The organism is Pseudomonas sp. 5P_3.1_Bac2, assembly GCF_025465995.1.
Taxonomy (GTDB): Bacteria; Pseudomonadota; Gammaproteobacteria; order Pseudomonadales; family Pseudomonadaceae; genus Aquipseudomonas.
Genome location: NZ_JANLNY010000028.1, coordinates 280,274 through 299,323 on the forward strand (window position 1 = coordinate 280,274; position 19,050 = coordinate 299,323).

General features: G+C 56.8%; 16 protein-coding genes. 12 read left to right on the plus strand and 4 right to left on the minus strand.

Annotated elements, in window-relative coordinates; genetic code table 11:
- Positions 1 to 56 precede the first annotated feature (56 nt).
- Positions 57 to 1,502, plus strand: a complete 1,446-nt coding sequence (gene phoA / locus NTD81_RS18440) for an alkaline phosphatase (protein WP_262184193.1) — start codon at positions 57 to 59, stop codon at positions 1,500 to 1,502.
- A 102-nt stretch (positions 1,503 to 1,604) separates the two neighbouring features.
- On the opposite strand, the gene gyrB is transcribed toward phoA, so the two are convergent.
- The 4 genes from gyrB to dnaA all read right to left on the minus strand — a co-directional run bounded on the left by gyrB (position 1,605) and on the right by dnaA (position 7,904).
- The gene (gene gyrB, locus NTD81_RS18445; RefSeq protein WP_262184194.1) at positions 1,605 to 4,022 is read right to left on the minus strand and encodes a DNA topoisomerase (ATP-hydrolyzing) subunit B; all 2,418 of its coding nucleotides are present in this window, start codon (positions 4,020 to 4,022) and stop codon (positions 1,605 to 1,607) included.
- A 4-nt stretch (positions 4,023 to 4,026) separates the two neighbouring features.
- Positions 4,027 to 5,130, minus strand: coding sequence for a DNA replication/repair protein RecF (gene recF / locus NTD81_RS18450; protein WP_262184195.1), 1,104 nt, complete (start codon positions 5,128 to 5,130; stop codon positions 4,027 to 4,029).
- A 184-nt stretch (positions 5,131 to 5,314) separates the two neighbouring features.
- Complete coding sequence (dnaN, locus tag NTD81_RS18455) at positions 5,315 to 6,418, minus strand: DNA polymerase III subunit beta (protein ID WP_262184196.1); 1,104 nt, start codon at positions 6,416 to 6,418, stop codon at positions 5,315 to 5,317.
- Between the two features lie 31 nt (positions 6,419 to 6,449).
- Positions 6,450 to 7,904 carry a chromosomal replication initiator protein DnaA gene (gene dnaA / locus NTD81_RS18460; RefSeq protein WP_262184197.1) on the minus strand — a complete coding sequence of 485 codons (1,455 nt, stop codon included), beginning with the start codon at positions 7,902 to 7,904 and terminating at the stop codon, positions 6,450 to 6,452.
- Positions 7,905 to 8,421: 517 nt separating this feature from the next.
- Between dnaA and rpmH the strand changes: the two genes are divergently transcribed.
- From rpmH to atpB, 11 genes are all read left to right on the plus strand, one after another.
- Positions 8,422 to 8,556, plus strand: a complete 135-nt coding sequence (gene rpmH / locus NTD81_RS18465; protein WP_002551315.1) for a 50S ribosomal protein L34 — start codon at positions 8,422 to 8,424, stop codon at positions 8,554 to 8,556.
- A 15-nt stretch (positions 8,557 to 8,571) separates the two neighbouring features.
- The gene (gene rnpA / locus NTD81_RS18470; RefSeq protein WP_262184198.1) at positions 8,572 to 8,973 is read left to right on the plus strand and encodes a ribonuclease P protein component; all 402 of its coding nucleotides are present in this window, start codon (positions 8,572 to 8,574) and stop codon (positions 8,971 to 8,973) included.
- Positions 8,966 to 9,211: a membrane protein insertion efficiency factor YidD gene (yidD, locus tag NTD81_RS18475; RefSeq protein WP_262184199.1), complete on the plus strand. Its 246-nt coding sequence runs from the start codon at positions 8,966 to 8,968 to the stop codon at positions 9,209 to 9,211. Before rnpA ends, yidD begins: the two co-directional genes overlap by 8 nt.
- Before the next feature lie 2 nt (positions 9,212 to 9,213).
- On the plus strand, positions 9,214 to 10,974 hold the full coding sequence (yidC, locus tag NTD81_RS18480; RefSeq protein WP_262184200.1) for a membrane protein insertase YidC: 1,761 nt from the start codon (positions 9,214 to 9,216) through the stop codon (positions 10,972 to 10,974).
- Positions 10,975 to 11,052: 78 nt separating this feature from the next.
- Positions 11,053 to 12,420 (plus strand): tRNA uridine-5-carboxymethylaminomethyl(34) synthesis GTPase MnmE, encoded by a 1,368-nt coding sequence (mnmE, locus tag NTD81_RS18485; RefSeq protein ID WP_262184373.1) that lies wholly within the window; start codon positions 11,053 to 11,055, stop codon positions 12,418 to 12,420.
- An 898-nt stretch (positions 12,421 to 13,318) separates the two neighbouring features.
- Entirely contained in the window at positions 13,319 to 15,211 is a 1,893-nt protein-coding gene (gene mnmG / locus NTD81_RS18490; RefSeq protein ID WP_262184201.1) for a tRNA uridine-5-carboxymethylaminomethyl(34) synthesis enzyme MnmG, read from the plus strand.
- A complete protein-coding gene (gene rsmG / locus NTD81_RS18495; protein ID WP_262184202.1) occupies positions 15,211 to 15,858 on the plus strand; it encodes a 16S rRNA (guanine(527)-N(7))-methyltransferase RsmG in 648 nt (215 codons plus the stop codon). Before mnmG ends, rsmG begins: the two co-directional genes overlap by 1 nt.
- A gap of 12 nt (positions 15,859 to 15,870) precedes the next feature.
- Positions 15,871 to 16,659 carry a ParA family protein gene (locus NTD81_RS18500; protein WP_262184203.1) on the plus strand — a complete coding sequence of 263 codons (789 nt, stop codon included), beginning with the start codon at positions 15,871 to 15,873 and terminating at the stop codon, positions 16,657 to 16,659.
- Between the two features lie 10 nt (positions 16,660 to 16,669).
- Positions 16,670 to 17,542: a ParB/RepB/Spo0J family partition protein gene (locus tag NTD81_RS18505; RefSeq protein ID WP_262184204.1), complete on the plus strand. Its 873-nt coding sequence runs from the start codon at positions 16,670 to 16,672 to the stop codon at positions 17,540 to 17,542.
- Between the two features lie 157 nt (positions 17,543 to 17,699).
- Positions 17,700 to 18,107, plus strand: coding sequence for a F0F1 ATP synthase subunit I (locus tag NTD81_RS18510; RefSeq protein WP_262184205.1), 408 nt, complete (start codon positions 17,700 to 17,702; stop codon positions 18,105 to 18,107).
- A 16-nt stretch (positions 18,108 to 18,123) separates the two neighbouring features.
- Positions 18,124 to 18,993 (plus strand): F0F1 ATP synthase subunit A, encoded by an 870-nt coding sequence (atpB, locus tag NTD81_RS18515; protein WP_262184206.1) that lies wholly within the window; start codon positions 18,124 to 18,126, stop codon positions 18,991 to 18,993.
- Positions 18,994 to 19,050 lie beyond the last annotated feature (57 nt).

A 19,050-nucleotide genomic window follows, 5' to 3' on the forward strand; every position in this document is an offset into this window, starting at 1 on the left:
TGCCGTCGTAGCGAGAACCGCTTAAGCCTTTCCCGCCCAGTATAAGGAGATCCAGCATGTTGACCGCCAAACCCCTCGCCCTGACCTTAGCCATTGGTGCTGTACTGTCGGCTAGTGCCCTGAGCGTGGCTGCCGAGCCTCATGCTCAGGGCAAGCGCAACCAAGACCTGTTCAACCGTGAAGCCCGTGGCGACATTACCGAACAAGGCGGCGCACGCCGGGTCGATCGCGACCTTACCAGCGCGATCAAAGCCTCGTTATCCGAGCGCAAGGCCAAGAACGTCATCCTGTTGATTGGCGATGGCATGGGCGACTCGGAAATCACCCTGGCGCGTAACTATGCAGAAGGGGCGGGCGGCTACTTCAAGGGCATCGATGCACTGCCACTGACCGGTCAATACACCCATTACGCCTTGCACAAAGACAGCGGCAAACCCGACTACGTGACCGACTCCGCCGCCTCCGCCACGGCGTGGAGCAGTGGGGTGAAAACCTACAACGGCGCCCTCGGCGTGGATATTCACGAACGTCCACATCAAACCCTGCTCGAGCTGGCCAAACGCAATGGCCTGGCCACCGGCAACGTGTCCACCGCCGAACTGCAAGACGCCACCCCAGCGGCGCAATTCGCCCACGTTACTGCGCGTAGATGCTATGGCCCGGTGGTCACCAGCAGCCAATGTGCGAGCAATGCGTTAGAGAATGGCGGTAAGGGCTCGATCACCGAGCAGTTACTCGATACCCGTGCAGATGTGACCTTAGGCGGCGGTGCCAGCACGTTCAGTGAAGTGGCCAAGGCTGGCAAATGGTCGGGCAAAACTCTGCGCGCCCAAGCGCTGGAGCGCGGCTATGTGCTGGTCGAAGACGCCGCGTCGCTCGGCAAGATTCGCAAAGCCAACCAGAAGCAACCGCTGATTGGCCTGTTCAGCCCTGGCAATATGCCCACCCGCTGGCAAGGCCCTAAAGCCACCTACCACGGCAATATCAGCCAAGCGCCGGTGACCTGCACGGTCAACCAAAAACGCACGGCCAATATCCCCACTCTGGCGCAGATGACCGGCAAAGCCATCGAACTGCTGCAAGACAACCGCAAAGGTTTCTTCCTGCAAGTGGAGGGCGCCTCCATCGATAAAGAAGACCACGCCGCCAACCCTTGCGGACAGATCGGTGAAACCGTCGACCTCGACGAAGCCGTACAAGTGGCCCTGGCCTATGCCAAAGCCGACGGCAACACCCTGGTGATCGTCACCGCCGACCACGCCCACTCCAGCCAAATTATCCCGCCAGAAACCTCCGCCCCGGGCCTGACCCAAGCACTGAACACCAAAGACGGCTCGATCATCGCGGTGAGCTACGGCAACTCCGAAGGCAGCTCCATGGAACACACCGGCAGCCAACTGCGCATCGCCGCCTACGGCCCCCACGCCGCCAACGTCACCGGCCTGACCGACCAAACCGACCTGCACTTCACCATCCGCAACGCCCTGGGGTTGAAGAAATAACATTCTGGGCAATAGCCCCGCGTACTTAATCAGCCTCAAAACAAAAACCCCAGCACTTAGGCTGGGGTTTTTATTGGGCGGGTTAACAGCCGTGTGGGCCTGTTAGAAGTCCAGGTTAGACACCGCCAACGCGTTGGTTTCGATAAAGTCGCGGCGTGGTTCTACGGCGTCGCCCATCAGGGTGTTGAAGATTTGGTCGGCGGCGATGGCGTCTTCGATACGCACCTTGAGCATGCGGCGCACGTCTGGGTCCATGGTGGTTTCCCAGAGTTGATCCGGGTTCATTTCGCCCAGACCTTTATAGCGCTGAATGCTGTGACGCTTGGTGCTTTCGGCCATCAGCCAGGCGAGGGCGTCTTTGAACGTGCTGACGTGCTTCTTACGCTCGCCACGCTGCACAAAGGCGCCTTCTTCCAACAGGCTGTTGAGCTGCTCACCGAGGGTGGTCACGGTGCGGTAGTCGTTACTGGCGAAGAAGTCGCGGTTGAAGGTCACGTAGCTGGAAACGCCGTGGGAGATCAGTTCGACCTCAGGCAGCCACAGGTGACGCTCTTGGTCTTCGCGCAGACTGGTTTTATAGACCAGGCCGGATTTCTCCATGGTCTTCAGGCGCGTGTCGAGCTGGGCGAGCCACTGCTGCATGTGCGCTTGATCAGCCAACTGCTCAGGCTCAACCCGTGGGATGTAGACGAAGTGCTCGGTGAGCTCTTCGGGATACAGACGGGACAGACGCTTGAGGGTCTTCATGACCATGCGATAGTCGTTGACCAGACGCTCCAGCGACTCGCCAGAGAGGCCTGGGGCGCTTTCGTTAACGTGCAGGCTGGCATCTTCCAGAGCCGATTGGGTCATGTATTCCTCCATGGCCTCATCGTCTTTGATGTACTGCTCTTGCTTGCCTTTCTTGACCTTGTACAGCGGCGGCTGGGCGATGTAGATGTAGCCGCGCTCAACCAGCTCCGGCAACTGACGGAAGAAGAAGGTCAGCAGCAGGGTGCGGATGTGCGAACCGTCGACGTCGGCGTCGGTCATGATGATGATGTTGTGATAACGCAGCTTGTCGATGTTGTATTCATCGCGGCCAATACCACAGCCCAGCGCGGTGATCAGGGTGCCGACTTCTTGCGACGAGATCATCTTGTCGAAGCGGGCTTTTTCCACGTTAAGGATCTTACCTTTGAGCGGCAGGATCGCTTGGGTCTTGCGGTTACGGCCTTGCTTAGCAGAGCCGCCCGCGGAGTCCCCTTCCACGATGTAGAGTTCGGACAGGGCAGGGTCTTTCTCTTGGCAGTCAGCCAGTTTGCCTGGCAGACCGGCGATATCCAGTGCACCTTTACGACGGGTCATTTCCCGCGCTTTACGTGCTGCTTCGCGGGCACGGGCGGCGTCAATCATCTTGCCGACCACGGCCTTGGCTTCGTTGGGGTTTTCCAGCAGGAAGTCGGAGAAGTACTTGCCCATCTCCTGTTCCACTGCGGTTTTAACCTCGGAGGAGACCAGCTTGTCTTTGGTTTGCGAGCTGAATTTCGGGTCCGGTACTTTCACCGAGATAATCGCGGTCAGACCTTCACGGGCGTCGTCACCGGTGGTGGCGATTTTGTGCTTCTTGGCCAGACCTTCCTGCTCAATATAAGTGTTGAGGTTACGGGTCAGGGCCGAGCGGAAACCGGCGAGGTGAGTACCACCGTCACGCTGCGGAATATTGTTGGTGAAGCACAGCAGGTTTTCGTTGAAGCTGTCGTTCCACTGCAGAGCGACTTCCACACCAACACCGTCGTCACGTTGCACGGTGAAATGGAACACCTGGTTAACCGGGGTTTTGTTCTGGTTGAGGTACTCAACGAACGCACGCAGACCACCTTCGTACTTGAACAGCTCTTCCTTCCCGCTACGCTCGTCGCGCAACATGATGCCGACACCGGAGTTAAGGAAGGACAGTTCGCGCAGGCGCTTGGCCAAAATATCCCAGCTGAAATGGATATTGGCGAAGGTATCTTCGGAAGCTTTGAAGTGAATCTGCGTACCTGTGGTTTCGCTGTCGCCCACCGGCGCAATCGGCGCCTGAGGTACACCATGGTGGTAAGTCTGTTCCCAGATCTTGCCGCCACGGCGGATGGTCATAACCAGTTCTTTGGACAGGGCGTTCACCACGGACACACCCACGCCGTGCAGCCCACCAGAGACCTTATAGCTATTGTCGTCGAACTTACCGCCTGCGTGCAGGACGGTCATGATCACTTCAGCAGCCGAGACGCCTTCGTCCTTGTGGATATCCACCGGAATGCCGCGCCCGTTGTCGCGCACAGTGATCGACTCATCCGGGTGGATAGTAATGGTGATCTCACTGCAGTAACCGGCCAAGGCCTCGTCGATGGAGTTGTCGACCACCTCGAACACCATGTGGTGCAGACCGCTGCCATCGTCGGTATCACCGATATACATACCAGGCCGTTTGCGTACGGCATCCAGGCCTTTAAGGACCTTAATGTTATTGGAGTCGTACGTTTGGTTGTCGCTCATGCCTTCACTCCTGGTGGTCGTGGGTCTGGGTGATACCGCCATGTTCCACGTGGAACATGGCTACTGGCGTATCCGTGCGCCAGCCTTCCCTCAACAATTCATGGTCTACGCAGGTGATAAACACCTGGCAGTGCAAATCTTCTAACAATCGGCACAAAGCGCGGCGGTGCTGTTCATCCAGTTCTGACGGTAAGTCATCCACTAGATAGATGCATTGACCTTGCTTGGCCTGGTTGACCAAATGCCCTTGTGCAATACGCAGGGCACAGACAACCAACTTTTGTTGCCCGCGGGAAAGAATCTCCGCGGCATTGTGGGCGCCCAAACGTAACCTTAAGTCTGCACGTTGGGGGCCAGCTTGGGTGTGACCGAGTTGTTGATCGCGGCTAAGGCTATTGGCGAGCACTGTATTTAGCTCGCGTTCCTTATCCCAGCCGCGGTAGTAACTTAGGGTCAAACCTTCCAGCTCTACCAGCTCATTCAGGGTACGCTCGAAAATCGGCTTGAGTGCCTTGATATAGGCACGGCGATAACTATCGATTTCCTCGCTGGCCAGGCACAACTCACGGTCCCAGGCCGCCTGCGAAGCGCGGTCAAGTGTACCATGCCGCAGCCACGAGTTCCGCTGACGGAGCGCCTTCTGCAGGCGCTGCCAGGCCGGCAGAAAACCAGGTTCCACGTGGAACACTCCCCAGTCGAGGAACTGTCGGCGAATCTTCGGTGCACCTTCTAACAAACGAAAACTGTCTGGATTGATCAATTGCAGCGGTAAGGTCTCAGCCAACTGTGCTGCGCTGCGCGCATTCTGCCCGTCAATACGAATAATGAACTCGCCCTGACGATCACGCGAAACCCCCAGGTTACTCATGCGCCCATCAGCCAACTGCACTTGGCCGTGAATGGTGCAGGCAGCCTGTTCGTACTGAATGACCGGCAGCAGACGGGTACTGCGAAACGAACGGGCCAAACCGAGCAAGTGAATGGCTTCCAGCACACTGGTTTTGCCGCTGCCGTTGTCGCCAGAAAGGATGTTGATACGCGGGGAGGGCGTGAGGCTGACCGTCTGCAAGTTACGCACAGCAGTGATGGTGAAACGAGTCAGAGACATTAACGCGAAGACCGTGGCGTAACGAAGGTCAGATCAAGCGGCGGCGCTTGAGTAAAAAGCCGCAGCCGCAATGCGCTTTGGCGTTCTACTCGGCCTGCGAACGTCATTAAGTTTGCACGCTTAATGACGTTCGCCAGAGCGACCACCACAGACAGTGGCCGAGGGCGAAGGTGGTTCAACGGGATTACAGACGCATCGGCATGACGACATAGGAAGAATCGTCGTTACCGGCTTCATGGACCAGAGCACTGCTGTTGGCATCGGACAGAATCAAGCGCACTTGATCCGTGGTCATCACGCTCAGCACATCCAGCAGGTAGCTCACGTTGAAGCCAATTTCCAAGGCGCTGCCGTTGTAGTCCACGGCGATTTCTTCCTCGGCTTCTTCCTGCTCTGGGTTGTTGGCTTGAATTTTCAGCAGGCCAGATTCCAGTTGCAGGCGAATACCGCGGTACTTTTCGTTAGAAAGAATCGCTGTACGGCTAAAGGCTTCACGCAGGCCCTGACGATCCGCCAGCACCAATTTGTCACCACCACGCGGCAGTACGCGCTCGTAGTCAGGGAACTTGCCGTCCACCAGCTTCGAGGTGAAGGTGAACTCGCCGGTAGTCGCGCGGATGTGGTGTTGGCCGAGAACGATGCCGACGCTGCCGTCTTGGTCAGTCAGCAGACGGGCCAATTCCAGAATACCTTTACGCGGCACAATCACTTGATGGCGCTCAACCTGCTCAATCGCCGCCTGCATGGAGCACATAGCCAGACGGTGACCGTCGGTGGCGACAGCGCGCAGCACGCCAGTTTGCACTTCCAGCAGCATGCCGTTGAGGTAGTAACGCACGTCCTGCTGGGCCATGGCGAAGCTGGTGCGCTCGATCAAACGGCGAACCTTGCCTTGCTCCAGGTTGAAGGTCAGCGAGCCTGGGCCTTCTTCCACCGTCGGGAAGTCATTGGCTGGCAGCGTCGACAGGCTGAAGCGGCTACGGCCAGCTTTAACCAGCAGCTTTTGTTCGTCGATGCGGATATCAATCAGCACATCGGCTGGCAAGCTTTTGCAGATGTCCATCAGCTTGCGCGCCGGCACGGTGATCTCACCGGGCTCAGCGGGTTCTTCCAACGTTACGCGGCCGACCAGTTCGACTTCCAAGTCGGTACCAGTCAGCGACAGTTGTTGGCCTTCGACGACCAACAGCACGTTCGACAAAACCGGCAGAGTCTGGCGGCGTTCCACGACGCCGGCGACCAGCTGCAGAGGTTTCAACAAGGCTTCGCGTTGAATGGTGAAATGCATGGTCTAGTCCCTTGCCTAGTGGAATTGCGTATTAAGTAGTCAGTGTACGCAGCAAATTCTTGTAGTCCTCGCGGATATCCGCGTCGGATTCTTTAAGTTCAGCAATCTTACGACATGCATGCAATACAGTTGTGTGATCACGGCCGCCGAATGCATCGCCGATCTCCGGCAGGCTGTGGTTGGTCAGCTCTTTCGACAAAGCCATCGCCACTTGCCGTGGGCGCGCTACAGAACGCGAGCGGCGCTTGGACAGCAGATCAGAAATCTTGATCTTGTAGTACTCAGCCACGGTGCGCTGGATGTTATCGATGCTGACCAGCTTGTCCTGCAGGGCGAGCAAGTCCTTCAGCGATTCACGAATCAGCTCGATGGTAATGTCACGCCCCATAAAGTGCGAGTGGGCAATCACCCGCTTCAGAGCACCTTCGAGTTCACGCACGTTAGAGCGGATGCGCTGGGCGATAAAGAACGCTGCATCGTGGGGCAACTCAACCCTGGCTTGGTCGGCCTTCTTCATCAGAATCGCCACGCGGGTTTCCAACTCGGGCGGCTCAACCGCCACCGTCAGGCCCCAACCGAAGCGCGATTTCAGACGCTCTTCCAAGCCTTCAATTTCTTTCGGATAGCGGTCGCTGGTGAGAATCACCTGTTGGCCGCCTTCAAGCAGGGCGTTGAAGGTGTGGAAAAACTCCTCCTGGGAACGCTCTTTCTTGGCAAAGAATTGGATGTCGTCGATCAGCAGGGCGTCCACCGAGCGGTAGAAACGCTTGAACTCATTGATGGCGTTGAGTTGCAGCGCTTTAACCATGTCCGCCACAAAGCGTTCGGAATGCAGGTAAACCACCTTGGCATTCGGATTCTTTTGCAGCAGGTGGTTACCCACAGCGTGCATCAAGTGCGTTTTACCCAAGCCCACGCCGCCATACAGGAACAGCGGGTTGTAACCATGCTTGGGGTTGTCCGCCACCTGCCAGGCCGCAGCCCGGGCCAGTTGGTTGGACTTGCCCTCAACGAAGTTATCAAAGGTAAAGGTGCGGTTCAGATAGCTGGTGTGCTTAAGGCCACCTTCAACCTGCACTTCGCGCTCAGCACGTACAGGAGCAGGTTGGCTGGCCGCACCAGCCATGGAGTCGAAGCTATCGCGCGACGGTTCGCTTGGCGTCACCGCAGCAGCTGGCGGCGCTGGCACAGGTGCTGGGGCAGCAGCTGGAGCAGTCGGCGCCGTCCGCGCAGCTGAGCTGCGCTTGCTGCCTATTAATAAAGAAAGAGCAGGGGCCATGCCTTCACTGCGCTCATTGAGCAGCTCCAGCAGGCGACCAAGATACTTTTCATTGACCCAGTCCAGCACAAAACGGTTGGGCGCGTAGACACGAAGCTCGTCGCCTTCAGCTTCGACCTGCAGTGGACGGATCCAGGTGTTGAATTGCTGAGCAGGCAGCTCATCGCGTAGAAGCTCGACGCACTGCTGCCAAAGTTCCACAGACACGGACATCCCCTAAATCGAAAGGCGAAAAACAAACCCCATTGTACCGGCCAACGGCAAAGTTATCCACACGTAAGCGGGCTTATCTATAAGGAAAATCAAGGTGTTAATCGAACAAAAAAGTTTTCACCCATGTGCAAATAAACACTGTGGATAACAAATCCACAGCCCTTGGGGTAACTCGAGGGAAAAACTGGTGATCAATCCCCCTGTGGATAAAAAACCATTCCATCCTCAGCTTGTAGGCGGCTTCCACACAGTTGCAGCACCTCTTTCTGACAGACTTACTCGCCACTGAAAGTCCTGACAATAAAGGCCTACAGACAGTTATCCACAGAAGACTGGCTGCTTAAAAGCATTTACATCATTAAAAAATCTTTAAATTTTCTCTTCTCTATATTTCTTTCTGCAGGAAAAGCTGAGTGAGAAATTGACCTGCCCCCTGCCTTTCTCTAGAATTGCCGGTCTCTTAAAACGGGGGCCATTCCGGCCCGTAGTCGATCACCCAGGTAAACGCATCATGAAACGTACTTTCCAACCAAGCACTATCAAGCGCGCTCGCACCCACGGTTTCCGTGCTCGTATGGCCACCAAGAACGGCCGTGCTGTCCTGTCGCGTCGTCGCGCCAAGGGCCGTAAGCGTCTGGCCGTATAATTTTTCGGTCTTGTGGTGAGTCGAGACTTCAGTCGGGAAAAGCGTCTGCTTACTCCCCGACAATTCAAGGCAGTCTTCGACTCCCCTAGCGGCAAAGCTCCGGGCAAAAATGTCCTATTGCTGGCGCGCGACAATCAGCTGGATCATCCCCGCCTGGGATTAGTGATCGGCAAAAAGAGCGTGAAGCTCTCTGTTGAGCGCAACCGTCTGAAACGCCAGATCCGCGAATCATTCCGCCTAAATCAAGACAACTTGGTTGGGTGGGATATCGTGATTGTCGCGCGTAAAGGATTAGGCGATTTGGAGAATGTCGAGCTGGCGCGCCAGTTCGGCAAACTCTGGAAGCGTCTTGAACGCAGCAAACCAAGTCCGGAAACCGCCGCAACCTTAGGGGTCAACGACAATCCCCATGCGTAAACTGGTCTTGCTACCTATCCAGTTTTACCGCTACGCCATCAGCCCCTTGATGGCCAATCATTGTCGTTTCTACCCTAGCTGTTCTTGCTACGCGCTCGAAGCCATTGAACAACATGGCATCTGGCGCGGTGGCTGGCTGAGCGCGAAGCGCCTTGGCCGCTGTCACCCGTGGAATCCCGGTGGTTACGACCCGGTGCCCTCTGCGCAAACCTCCCGATCCTCTTCGATGGCCGAATAATCATGGATATTCAACGCTCGATCCTGATCGTCGCCCTGGCAATCGTGTCCTATATGATGGTTCTCCAATGGAACCAGGACTACGGTCAAGCCGCGCTGCCGACTGAAATTGCCGCGACCAACAGCACAGTGCCCGGCTTGCCGGATACTTCAGGCGCAACCACCCCAACTGCGGGCAGCGATGATATTCCGAGTGTCACCAATGCCGCTGAACCTAGCGCCATCAGTGCTGCACCTGCTGCAGTCAGTGAGCAACTGATCCGCGTTAAGACCGATGTACTGGATCTGGCCATCGATCCACGCGGTGGTGATGTGGTGCAACTGCGTTTGCTCCAGTACCCACGTCGACAAGACCGTCCGGACGTACCCTTCCAGCTGTTTGATAACGGTAACGAGCGGACTTATCTGGCACAAAGTGGCCTGATCAGCAGCAATTCGGCCAATGCTCCGGACAAAGCCAGCGGCCGTGCCCTGTGGAGCAGCGAAAAAACTAACTACGAACTCGCCGATGGCCAGAATCAACTGACCGTTGATCTGAAGTTGAGCGAAGGTGGCATCAATTACACCAAGCGTTTCAGCTTTATTCGTGGTTTGAACGCCGAATGTTCCAGCAAAGAGCAGCAGCAGAAGAAAACCGGCTGTGTAAATCCAGCGGCTTATCAACTGACAGTGAGCTATTTGATCGACAACCAGAGCGCTGAAGCTTGGAGCGGCAACATGTTTGCTCAGCTTAAGCGCGATGGTAGTGATGATCCGTCGTCCACTACCGCCACTGGCACCGCGACTTACTTGGGCGGCGCCCTGTGGACAACTGAAAAGTCCTACCAAAAAGTGTCGATGAAAGACATCGACAAGCAAGCCTTTAAAGAAACCGTCCAAGGGGGCTGGGTTGCCTGGTTACAGCATTACTTCGTCACTGCCTGGATCCCAAGCAAAGACAACACCAACCAAATTCAGACCCGCAAAGACGGCCAAGGCAACTACATCCTTGGTTTTACCGGCCCGGCCATTTCGGTTGCTGCCGGCGCTCAGGCTGAAACCAGTGCAATTCTGTATGCCGGCCCGAAGCTACAGGGTCACCTGAAAACCCTGTCGCCAGGTCTGGAACTGACTGTCGACTACGGCATCCTGTGGTTTCTCGCTCAACCCATCTTCTGGCTGCTGGGAGTTATCCACAACCTGCTGGGGAACTGGGGTTGGTCGATCATTGCTCTGACTATCGTCATCAAGTTGATCTTCTTCCCGCTGTCGGCCGCCAGCTACAAATCGATGGCGCGTATGCGCGCCGTAGCGCCGAAACTGGCTCAGCTTAAAGAGCAGTTCGGTGATGATCGCCAGAAGATGTCCCAGGCGATGATGGAGCTGTACAAGAAAGAGAAGATCAACCCGCTCGGTGGTTGCTTGCCGATTCTGGTGCAAATGCCGGTGTTCCTGGCGCTGTACTGGGTGCTGCTGGAAAGCGTAGAAATGCGCCAAGCCCCTTGGCTGCTGTGGATAACTGACCTGTCGATTAAAGATCCGTTCTTTATTCTGCCGATCATCATGGGCGCTACCATGTTTATCCAACAGCGTCTGAACCCGACTCCGCCGGATCCGATGCAGGCCAAGGTGATGAAGCTGATGCCGATCATCTTCACCTTCTTCTTCCTGTGGTTCCCTGCCGGTCTGGTGCTGTACTGGGTTGTGAACAACTGCTTGTCGATCGCCCAGCAGTGGTACATCACCCGTAAGATTGAAGCCGCAGCAAAGGCCAGCAATGCTTGATCAGTGCTAAGGTCTAAGCGCTAACAAACGCCCCTTTTTAGGGGCGTTTTGCTATGTCATGTGCAGGAGAATGCGATGTTGTCCACCGCTACAGAAACCATTGCCGCCGTCGCCACAGCCCAAGGCCGAGGCGGTGTAGGGATTGTCCGGGTATCTGGACCCTTGGCCGCGCAAATGGCGGTGGACATCTGCCAGCGCCCGCTTAAGCCGCGCTACGCCCACTACGGGCCATTCCATGGTGACGACAACCTGGTGCTCGATGAGGGCCTGGCGCTGTACTTCCCCGGGCCCAACTCCTTTACCGGCGAAGATGTGCTGGAGCTGCAAGGTCATGGCGGCCCAGTGGTGCTCGATCTGCTGCTGCGCCGCTGTGTACAACTGGGCGCTCGCCTGGCCCGTCCGGGCGAATTTAGCGAGCGCGCATTTCTTAACGACAAGCTCGATCTGGCCCAGGCTGAGGCCATTGCTGACCTGATCGAGGCCAGCTCCGAGCAGGCCGCCCGCAATGCCCTGCGCTCGCTGCAAGGCGAGTTCTCACGCCGCGTGCATGGCCTCACCGAACGGCTGATCAACCTGCGTATCTACGTAGAAGCTGCCATCGACTTCCCGGAGGAGGAGATCGACTTCCTCGCCGATGGCCATGTGCTGAGCATGCTTAACGCCGTGCGCAGTGACTTATCCACAGTCATCGCTGAAGCCGGGCAGGGCGCACTGTTACGCGATGGCATGACCGTGGTTATTGCCGGTCGGCCCAATGCCGGAAAATCCAGCCTGCTCAACGCCTTAGCCGGGCGTGAGGCGGCGATTGTCACGGATATCGCTGGCACCACCCGCGACGTGCTGCGCGAACATATCCACATTGACGGCATGCCTGTGCATGTAGTCGACACTGCCGGCCTGCGAGACACCCAGGACCAAGTCGAACGAATAGGGGTGGAACGAGCGCTGAAGGCCATTGGCGAGGCGGATCGGATTCTGCTGGTGGTCGATGCCACCGCACCTGAGGCGGCAGATCCCTTTGCCCTGTGGCCTGAGTTCTTGGAGCAACGTCCTGACCCCAGCAGGGTCACGCTGATTCGCAACAAGGCCGACCTCAGCGGCGAGGCAGTCACTATCGCCACCAGCGCCGACGGTCACGTCACCCTGAGCCTGTCGGCCAAGTCCAACGATGGCCTCGACTTGCTGCGCGAACACCTAAAGGCTTGCATGGGTTATCAACAGACTTCCGAAAGCAGCTTCAGCGCCCGCCGTCGCCACCTGGAAGCGCTGCTGCAAGCCTCCACCTACCTCGAACACGGCCATGACCAACTGACCTTGGCCGGCGCGGGTGAGCTGCTAGCCGAAGACCTGCGCATGGCCCAACAAGCCTTGGGTGAGATTACCGGGGCCTTTAGCTCTGACGATCTGCTGGGGCGCATCTTCTCCAGTTTCTGTATCGGCAAATAGTCCTTTCCCCCTAGGTATGGCCGCGTGCTTATCCACAGTATGCGGCCGCCCCCCATCTTTTAGGCCGTAATGGCCTGCCTGCACAACGCTTAAAGCCAGTCTAAAAATCTTAAACTAGTGATTAAAATCAATAGGTTATAAATACTATTGGTTATCCACTGCGGCCTCTTGGCTGTGAACAGAAAGCATGGCGCAGTGATCCCCACCTGCTGCATTTATCTGTGCTGACTGCAGCCGCAAATCTGGCTGGTTTATCCACAGCAGTGACATCTGTACACACCTCAGCAAAGCCCTGATCAATCCAGGGTGCCAGCCCATTATCAAGCTGCCTTGAGGGCGTAAAACGCTCTAGCTTGGACTTTTCCCAGCGAATCAGCAGGCCAACCTGCGGATTTTCTTCTGCAAAAACCGCTTGCCTGAAAAATAAATCCTGCCTGTAACGGTTAGCTGCGTCCTAAAACTGTGGATTAAGCCCTGTGGAAAAGTGCCCTTGAGGTCAGTCCATAACCCGGTGATAAACCTGCGCACAAATCCACCTGTGGATAACAGTGCATTTCATACACAGCTTGCGTACGGCAACTGAACAAGCAGCAGGCAGGATCAGCACAACCTTTTGAAACGCTGTACAGCACGCAGATATTGGCTTATAGCAATCTATCCACAGAAAAGTGCTGACTAAGTAGTAAACATATAAACAAGCCTTTATAAAAATTCATTCTTTTATTTTTTATTAACCGACTTTTTCCACAGGCCTTTCGAACCCTAAGGGGAAAACACCGATTGGCTATTTTTTGTTCACACGTCTTCTTTAAGAAGGGCTAAGTCCCTATACTTGCCGGCTATCCAGCTTTTCAATCCAAAAGCCCCCCTTAAATTTTCAACAGGCACGAGGTGCGTGGTGGATTTCCCTTCCCGTTTTCAAGTGATCGTCATCGGCGGCGGTCATGCCGGTACCGAAGCCGCACTTGCGGCTGCACGCATGGGTGTGAAAACCCTGCTGCTGACCCATAACGTGGAAACCCTCGGCCAAATGAGCTGCAACCCAGCTATTGGCGGCATCGGTAAAAGCCATTTAGTTAAAGAAATCGATGCCTTAGGTGGCGCGATGGCGATGGCTACTGATCGCGGTGGTATTCAGTTCCGTGTGCTTAACAGCCGCAAAGGCCCAGCAGTACGCGCCACGCGGGCACAGGCAGACCGCGTGCTGTACAAAGCCGCGATTCGCGAAATTATTGAGAACCAACCCAACCTGTGGATATTTCAGCAAGCCGCTGATGACCTCATCGTTGAACAGGGCGAAGTCAAAGGCGTAGTGACCCAGATGGGCCTGCGCTTTATGGCCGACTCGGTGGTACTGACGACTGGCACCTTCCTCGGCGGACTTATCCACATTGGGTTGCAGAACTACTCCGGTGGCCGTGCAGGCGATCCACCTTCAATCGCCTTGGCCCAGCGTTTACGTGAGTTGCCGCTGCGCGTCGGCCGCCTGAAAACCGGTACGCCGCCACGGATTGACGCACGCTCGGTGGATTTCTCGGTGATGACTGAGCAGCCAGGCGATACGCCGCTGCCGCTGATGTCGTTCCTCGGTCGCCCGGAGCAGCAACCGCGGCAGATCAGTTGCTACATCACTCACACCAATGCGCGCACCCACGAAATCATTGCCGCTAACTTGGATCGCTCGCCGATGTATTCCGGCGTGATCGAAGGGGTTGGCCCGCGTTACTGCCCGTCGATCGAAGACAAGATCCATCGCTTTGCCGACAAGGACAGCCACCAGGTGTTTATCGAACCGGAAGGTTTGACCACCCACGAGCTGTACCCCAACGGCATCTCGACCTCATTGCCATTCGATGTGCAATTGCAGATCGTGCAGTCGATTCGCGGGATGGAAAACGCCCATATCGTGCGCCCGGGCTATGCCATCGAATACGACTACTTCGACCCGCGTGATCTCAAGTACAGCTTGGAAACCAAAGTGATTGGCGGGTTGTTCTTCGCTGGGCAAATCAACGGCACCACCGGTTACGAAGAGGCCGGCGCCCAAGGTCTGCTTGCGGGTTGCAACGCTGCGCTGCGCGCCCAAGGCAGAGACAGCTGGTGCCCACGCCGCGATGAGGCGTACATCGGCGTGTTGGTCGACGACCTGATTACCCTTGGCACCCAAGAGCCGTACCGCATGTTCACTTCGCGGGCCGAATACCGCTTGATCCTGCGTGAGGACAACGCCGACCTGCGTTTGACCGAAAAAGGTCGCGAGCTCGGTTTAGTTGATGACGTGCGCTGGCAGGCCTTCGAGACCAAGCGCGAAAGTATCGCGCGGGAAGAACAACGACTGAAAAGCACCTGGGTGCGCCCAGGCACGCCGCAAGGCGATGCGATTGCCGAGAAATTCGGCACGCCGCTGACCCACGAATACAACTTGCTTAACTTGCTGGCACGCCCAGAGATCGACTACGCCAACCTGGCGGCTCTCACCGGCGGCGGGGCGCAGGACCCACAGGTGGCCGAGCAGGTCGAGATCAAAACCAAATACGCGGGTTATATCGATCGGCAACAGGATGAAATCGCCCGGCTGCGCGCCAGTGAAAACATCCAGCTGCCTGTGGATATCGACTACGCGGCGATCTCCGGACTGTCCAAGGAGATCCAGCACAAACTAGGCAACAGCCGGCCCGAAACCTTAGGCCAGGCCTCGCGGATTCCCGGCGTTACCCCGGCAGCGATTTCTTTGCTGCTGATTCACCTGAAAAAACGCACTGCCGGTCAGCAGTTGGAGCACAGCGCCTGATGTCGTTGGTTACTACACGTCATGCCGAAGAATTACGTCAGGGGGCTGACGAACTGGGCGTGGCCCTGAGCAGCGGGCAACAGGAACAACTGCTGGCGTATCTGGCCCTGTTGATCAAATGGAACAAGGCCTACAACCTTACAGCAGTGCGCGACCCCGACGAAATGGTGTCGCGCCATCTGCTCGACAGCCTCTCGGTGGTGCCCTATGTGGCAGCCACTGGGGATAACTGGCTGGATGTTGGCAGTGGCGGCGGCATGCCGGGGATTCCACTGGCAATCATGTTTCCTGAGCGGCAGTTCACCCTGCTCGACAGCAATGGCAAGAAGACCCGCTTCCTGACCCAGGTTAAGCTCGAGTTGAAACTGGCCAACCTGCAAGTTATCCACAGCCGGGTGGAAGAGTTCACTCCAGAGCAGCCGTTTGCCGGGATTTGCTCGCGGGCGTTCAGTTCGCTGGAAGATTTCAGCAACTGGACCCGCCACTTAGGTGATCAGCACACCCAATGGCTGGCCATGAAGGGCGTGCATCCGGATGACGAACTGCAAGCCCTGCCGGCGGACTTTAGTCTTGCCGCCACGCAGGTGCTGAAGGTTCCGGGTTGCCAAGGGCAACGCCATCTGCTGATACTGCGTCGCTTGGCTTAGGGGGAAGGGGATATGGCAAAGGTATTCGCAATCGCTAACCAGAAGGGTGGCGTAGGTAAAACCACCACCTGCATCAACCTGGCTGCCTCCTTGGTAGCGACCAAGCGCCGTGTGCTGCTGATCGATCTCGATCCCCAGGGCAACGCGACCATGGGCAGTGGTGTGGATAAGCACAGCCTGGAGCACTCGATTTACGACGTCTTGATCGGCGAATGCAGCCTGGTCGAGGCCATGCAGTACTCCGAGCACGGCGGTTATCAACTGCTGCCGGCTAACCGCGATCTGACCGCAGCGGAAGTTTCGTTGCTGGAAATGAACATGAAGGAAAGTCGCCTGCTCAACGCGCTGGCGCCGATCCGCGAAAACTACGATTACATCCTCATCGACTGCCCACCGGCCTTGTCGATGCTGACCATCAACGCCTTGGTGGCGGCGGATGGGGTGATCATTCCCATGCAGTGTGAGTATTTCGCACTGGAAGGTTTGTCCGATCTGGTCAACAGCATCCAGCGCATCGGCGCGTTGCTCAACCCGAAACTGAAGATCGAAGGCCTGCTGCGGACCATGTATGACCCGCGCATCAGCCTGACCAACGACGTATCTGCGCAGCTCAAGCAGCACTTCGGCGACAAACTTTACGACGCGGTGATTCCGCGTAACGTGCGTCTGGCCGAGGCTCCGAGCTTCGGCATGCCGGCACTGGTCTACGACAAAAACTCCCGTGGCGCCATTGCCTACCTGGCCTTGGCCGGTGAGTTAGTTCGTCGTCAGCGCACCAATGCCCGCACTGCAACTGCATAAGGAAAATTCTATGGCGGTGAAAAAACGAGGACTGGGTCGCGGTCTCGATGTCCTACTGGGCGGCACCACGACCACTGCGCTTGAGGAGCAAGCCGCGCAAGCGCCAAGCCATGAGTTGCAGCATCTGCCGCTGGATCTGATTCAGCGCGGTAAATACCAGCCCCGGCGCGATATGGATCCGACCGCGCTGGAAGAACTGGCGCAGTCGATCAAAGTCCACGGCGTCATGCAGCCCATCGTGGTGCGACCGATTGGTGAAGGCCGTTACGAGATCATCGCTGGTGAACGGCGCTGGCGCGCCAGTCAGCAAGCGGGGATGGACACCATCCCGGCGCTGGCTCGGGATCTGCCGGATGAAGCGGCCATCGCCATGGCGCTCATCGAGAACATCCAGCGCGAAGATCTGAGCCCGATCGAAGAAGCCACCGCCTTGCAGCGCTTGCAGCAGGAATTCCAATTGACTCAGCAACAGGTGGCCGACGCTGTGGGTAAGTCCCGCGTGACCATCAGCAACCTGCTGCGTCTGATTGGCCTGCCCGAGGAAATCAAAACCTTGTTGGCCCATGGTGATCTGGAAATGGGTCACGCCCGTGCCTTGCTCGGTTTACCGGCAGAACGGCAAACCGAAGGCGCGCGACACGTTGTCGCACGAGGCCTCACCGTACGCCAGACTGAAGCCCTAGTGCGGCAGTGGCTCAATGCTAAAGACAAGCCGGCCCCAGTGAGCAAAGCGGACCCGGACATCAGCCGCCTAGAACAGCGTCTGGCCGAGCGCTTGGGCTCTCCCGTGCAAATTAAGCACGGCAACAAGGGTAAGGGGCAGTTGGTCATCTCCTACAGCTCGTTGGATGAGCTGCAAGGGGTTCTAGCCCACATCCGTTGAAACAATTGCCCGTGTAGCACTAGTCAGAAAACACTACCGGGCAGTTGAACGGGGGGGGAAGCACACCTATACTCTGCGCGCATTTCGTCGGCACAAAGTATGCCAAGTTATTGATTTAAAGGTGCCGACGCCCGAGTTCAGCTTTTAGGAAAAACAGATGGATGTTCGCACGCCGAATCGCCTGCCCTTCCATCGCCTAGCTGTATTCCCGGTGCTGCTGGTGCAACTGTTGCTCGTGCTGGTTGCGGCACTGGTGTTATGGCACTGGCAAGGTGCTGTAGCCGGTTATTCAGGGTTATGCGGTGGGCTTATTGCCTGGCTACCCAATGTGTACTTCGCCTTTAAAGCGTTCCGTTTTAGCGGAGCGCGGGCAGCTCAAGCCATCGTCCGGTCATTTTATGCCGGTGAGGCGGGCAAATTAGTTTTAACGGCAGTGCTGTTTGCACTGACCTTTGCAGGGGTGAAACCTCTGGATGCGCTGGCTGTATTCGGCGTGTTCGTACTGGCCCAACTGGTCAATTGGTTTTCACCTTTGCTGATGAAAAAAAGACTTTCGAGACCTTAGGGCGTTTGAGGCAACCATGGCAGAAACAACCGCTTCGGGCTATATCCAGCACCACTTGCAGAACCTTACCTTCGGCCAGCTACCTGACGGCGGTTGGGGCTTTGCACACACTGCAGCAGAAGCCAAAGCAATGGGCTTTTGGGCATTCCATGTCGATACTCTCGGCTGGTCCGTTGCCTTAGGTCTGCTATTTGTCTTGTTGTTCCGTATGGCCGCAAAAAAGGCTACGGCGGGTCAACCTGGTGCGCTGCAGAACTTCGTTGAAGTGCTGGTCGAGTTTGTCGACGGCAGTGTCAAAGACAGCTTCCACGGTAAGAGCGCGGTGATTGCACCGCTGGCGCTGACCATCTTCGTCTGGGTGTTCCTGATGAACGCCATCGACTTGATCCCGGTGGACTGGATTCCACAGGTCGCCATGCTGCTTTCCGGTGATCCGCATATCCCATTCCGCGCCGTGTCGACTACCGACCCGAACGCCACTCTGGGTATGGCCTTCTCGGTGTTCGCTCTGATCATCTTCTACAGCATCAAGGTAAAAGGCATCGGCGGCTTCATCGGTGAACTGACTCTGCATCCGTTTGGTAGCAAGAACCTGTTCGTCCAAGCGCTGCTGATCCCGGTGAACTTCCTGCTGGAATTCGTCACCCTGATCGCAAAACCGATTTCTCTGGCTCTGCGTCTGTTCGGCAACATGTACGCTGGTGAGCTGGTATTCATCCTGATTGCTGTGATGTTTGGCAGCGGTCTGCTCTGGCTTAGCGGCCTGGGCGTCGTACTGCAGTGGGCGTGGGCGGTATTCCACATCCTGATCATCACCCTGCAGGCGTTCATCTTCATGATGCTGACCATCGTCTACCTGTCGATGGCGCACGAAGACAACCACTAAGAGCGCTTCGGCGCAGGCAGTGGACGCCCGCGAGGGCACCTGTTGTAACGATTTAGT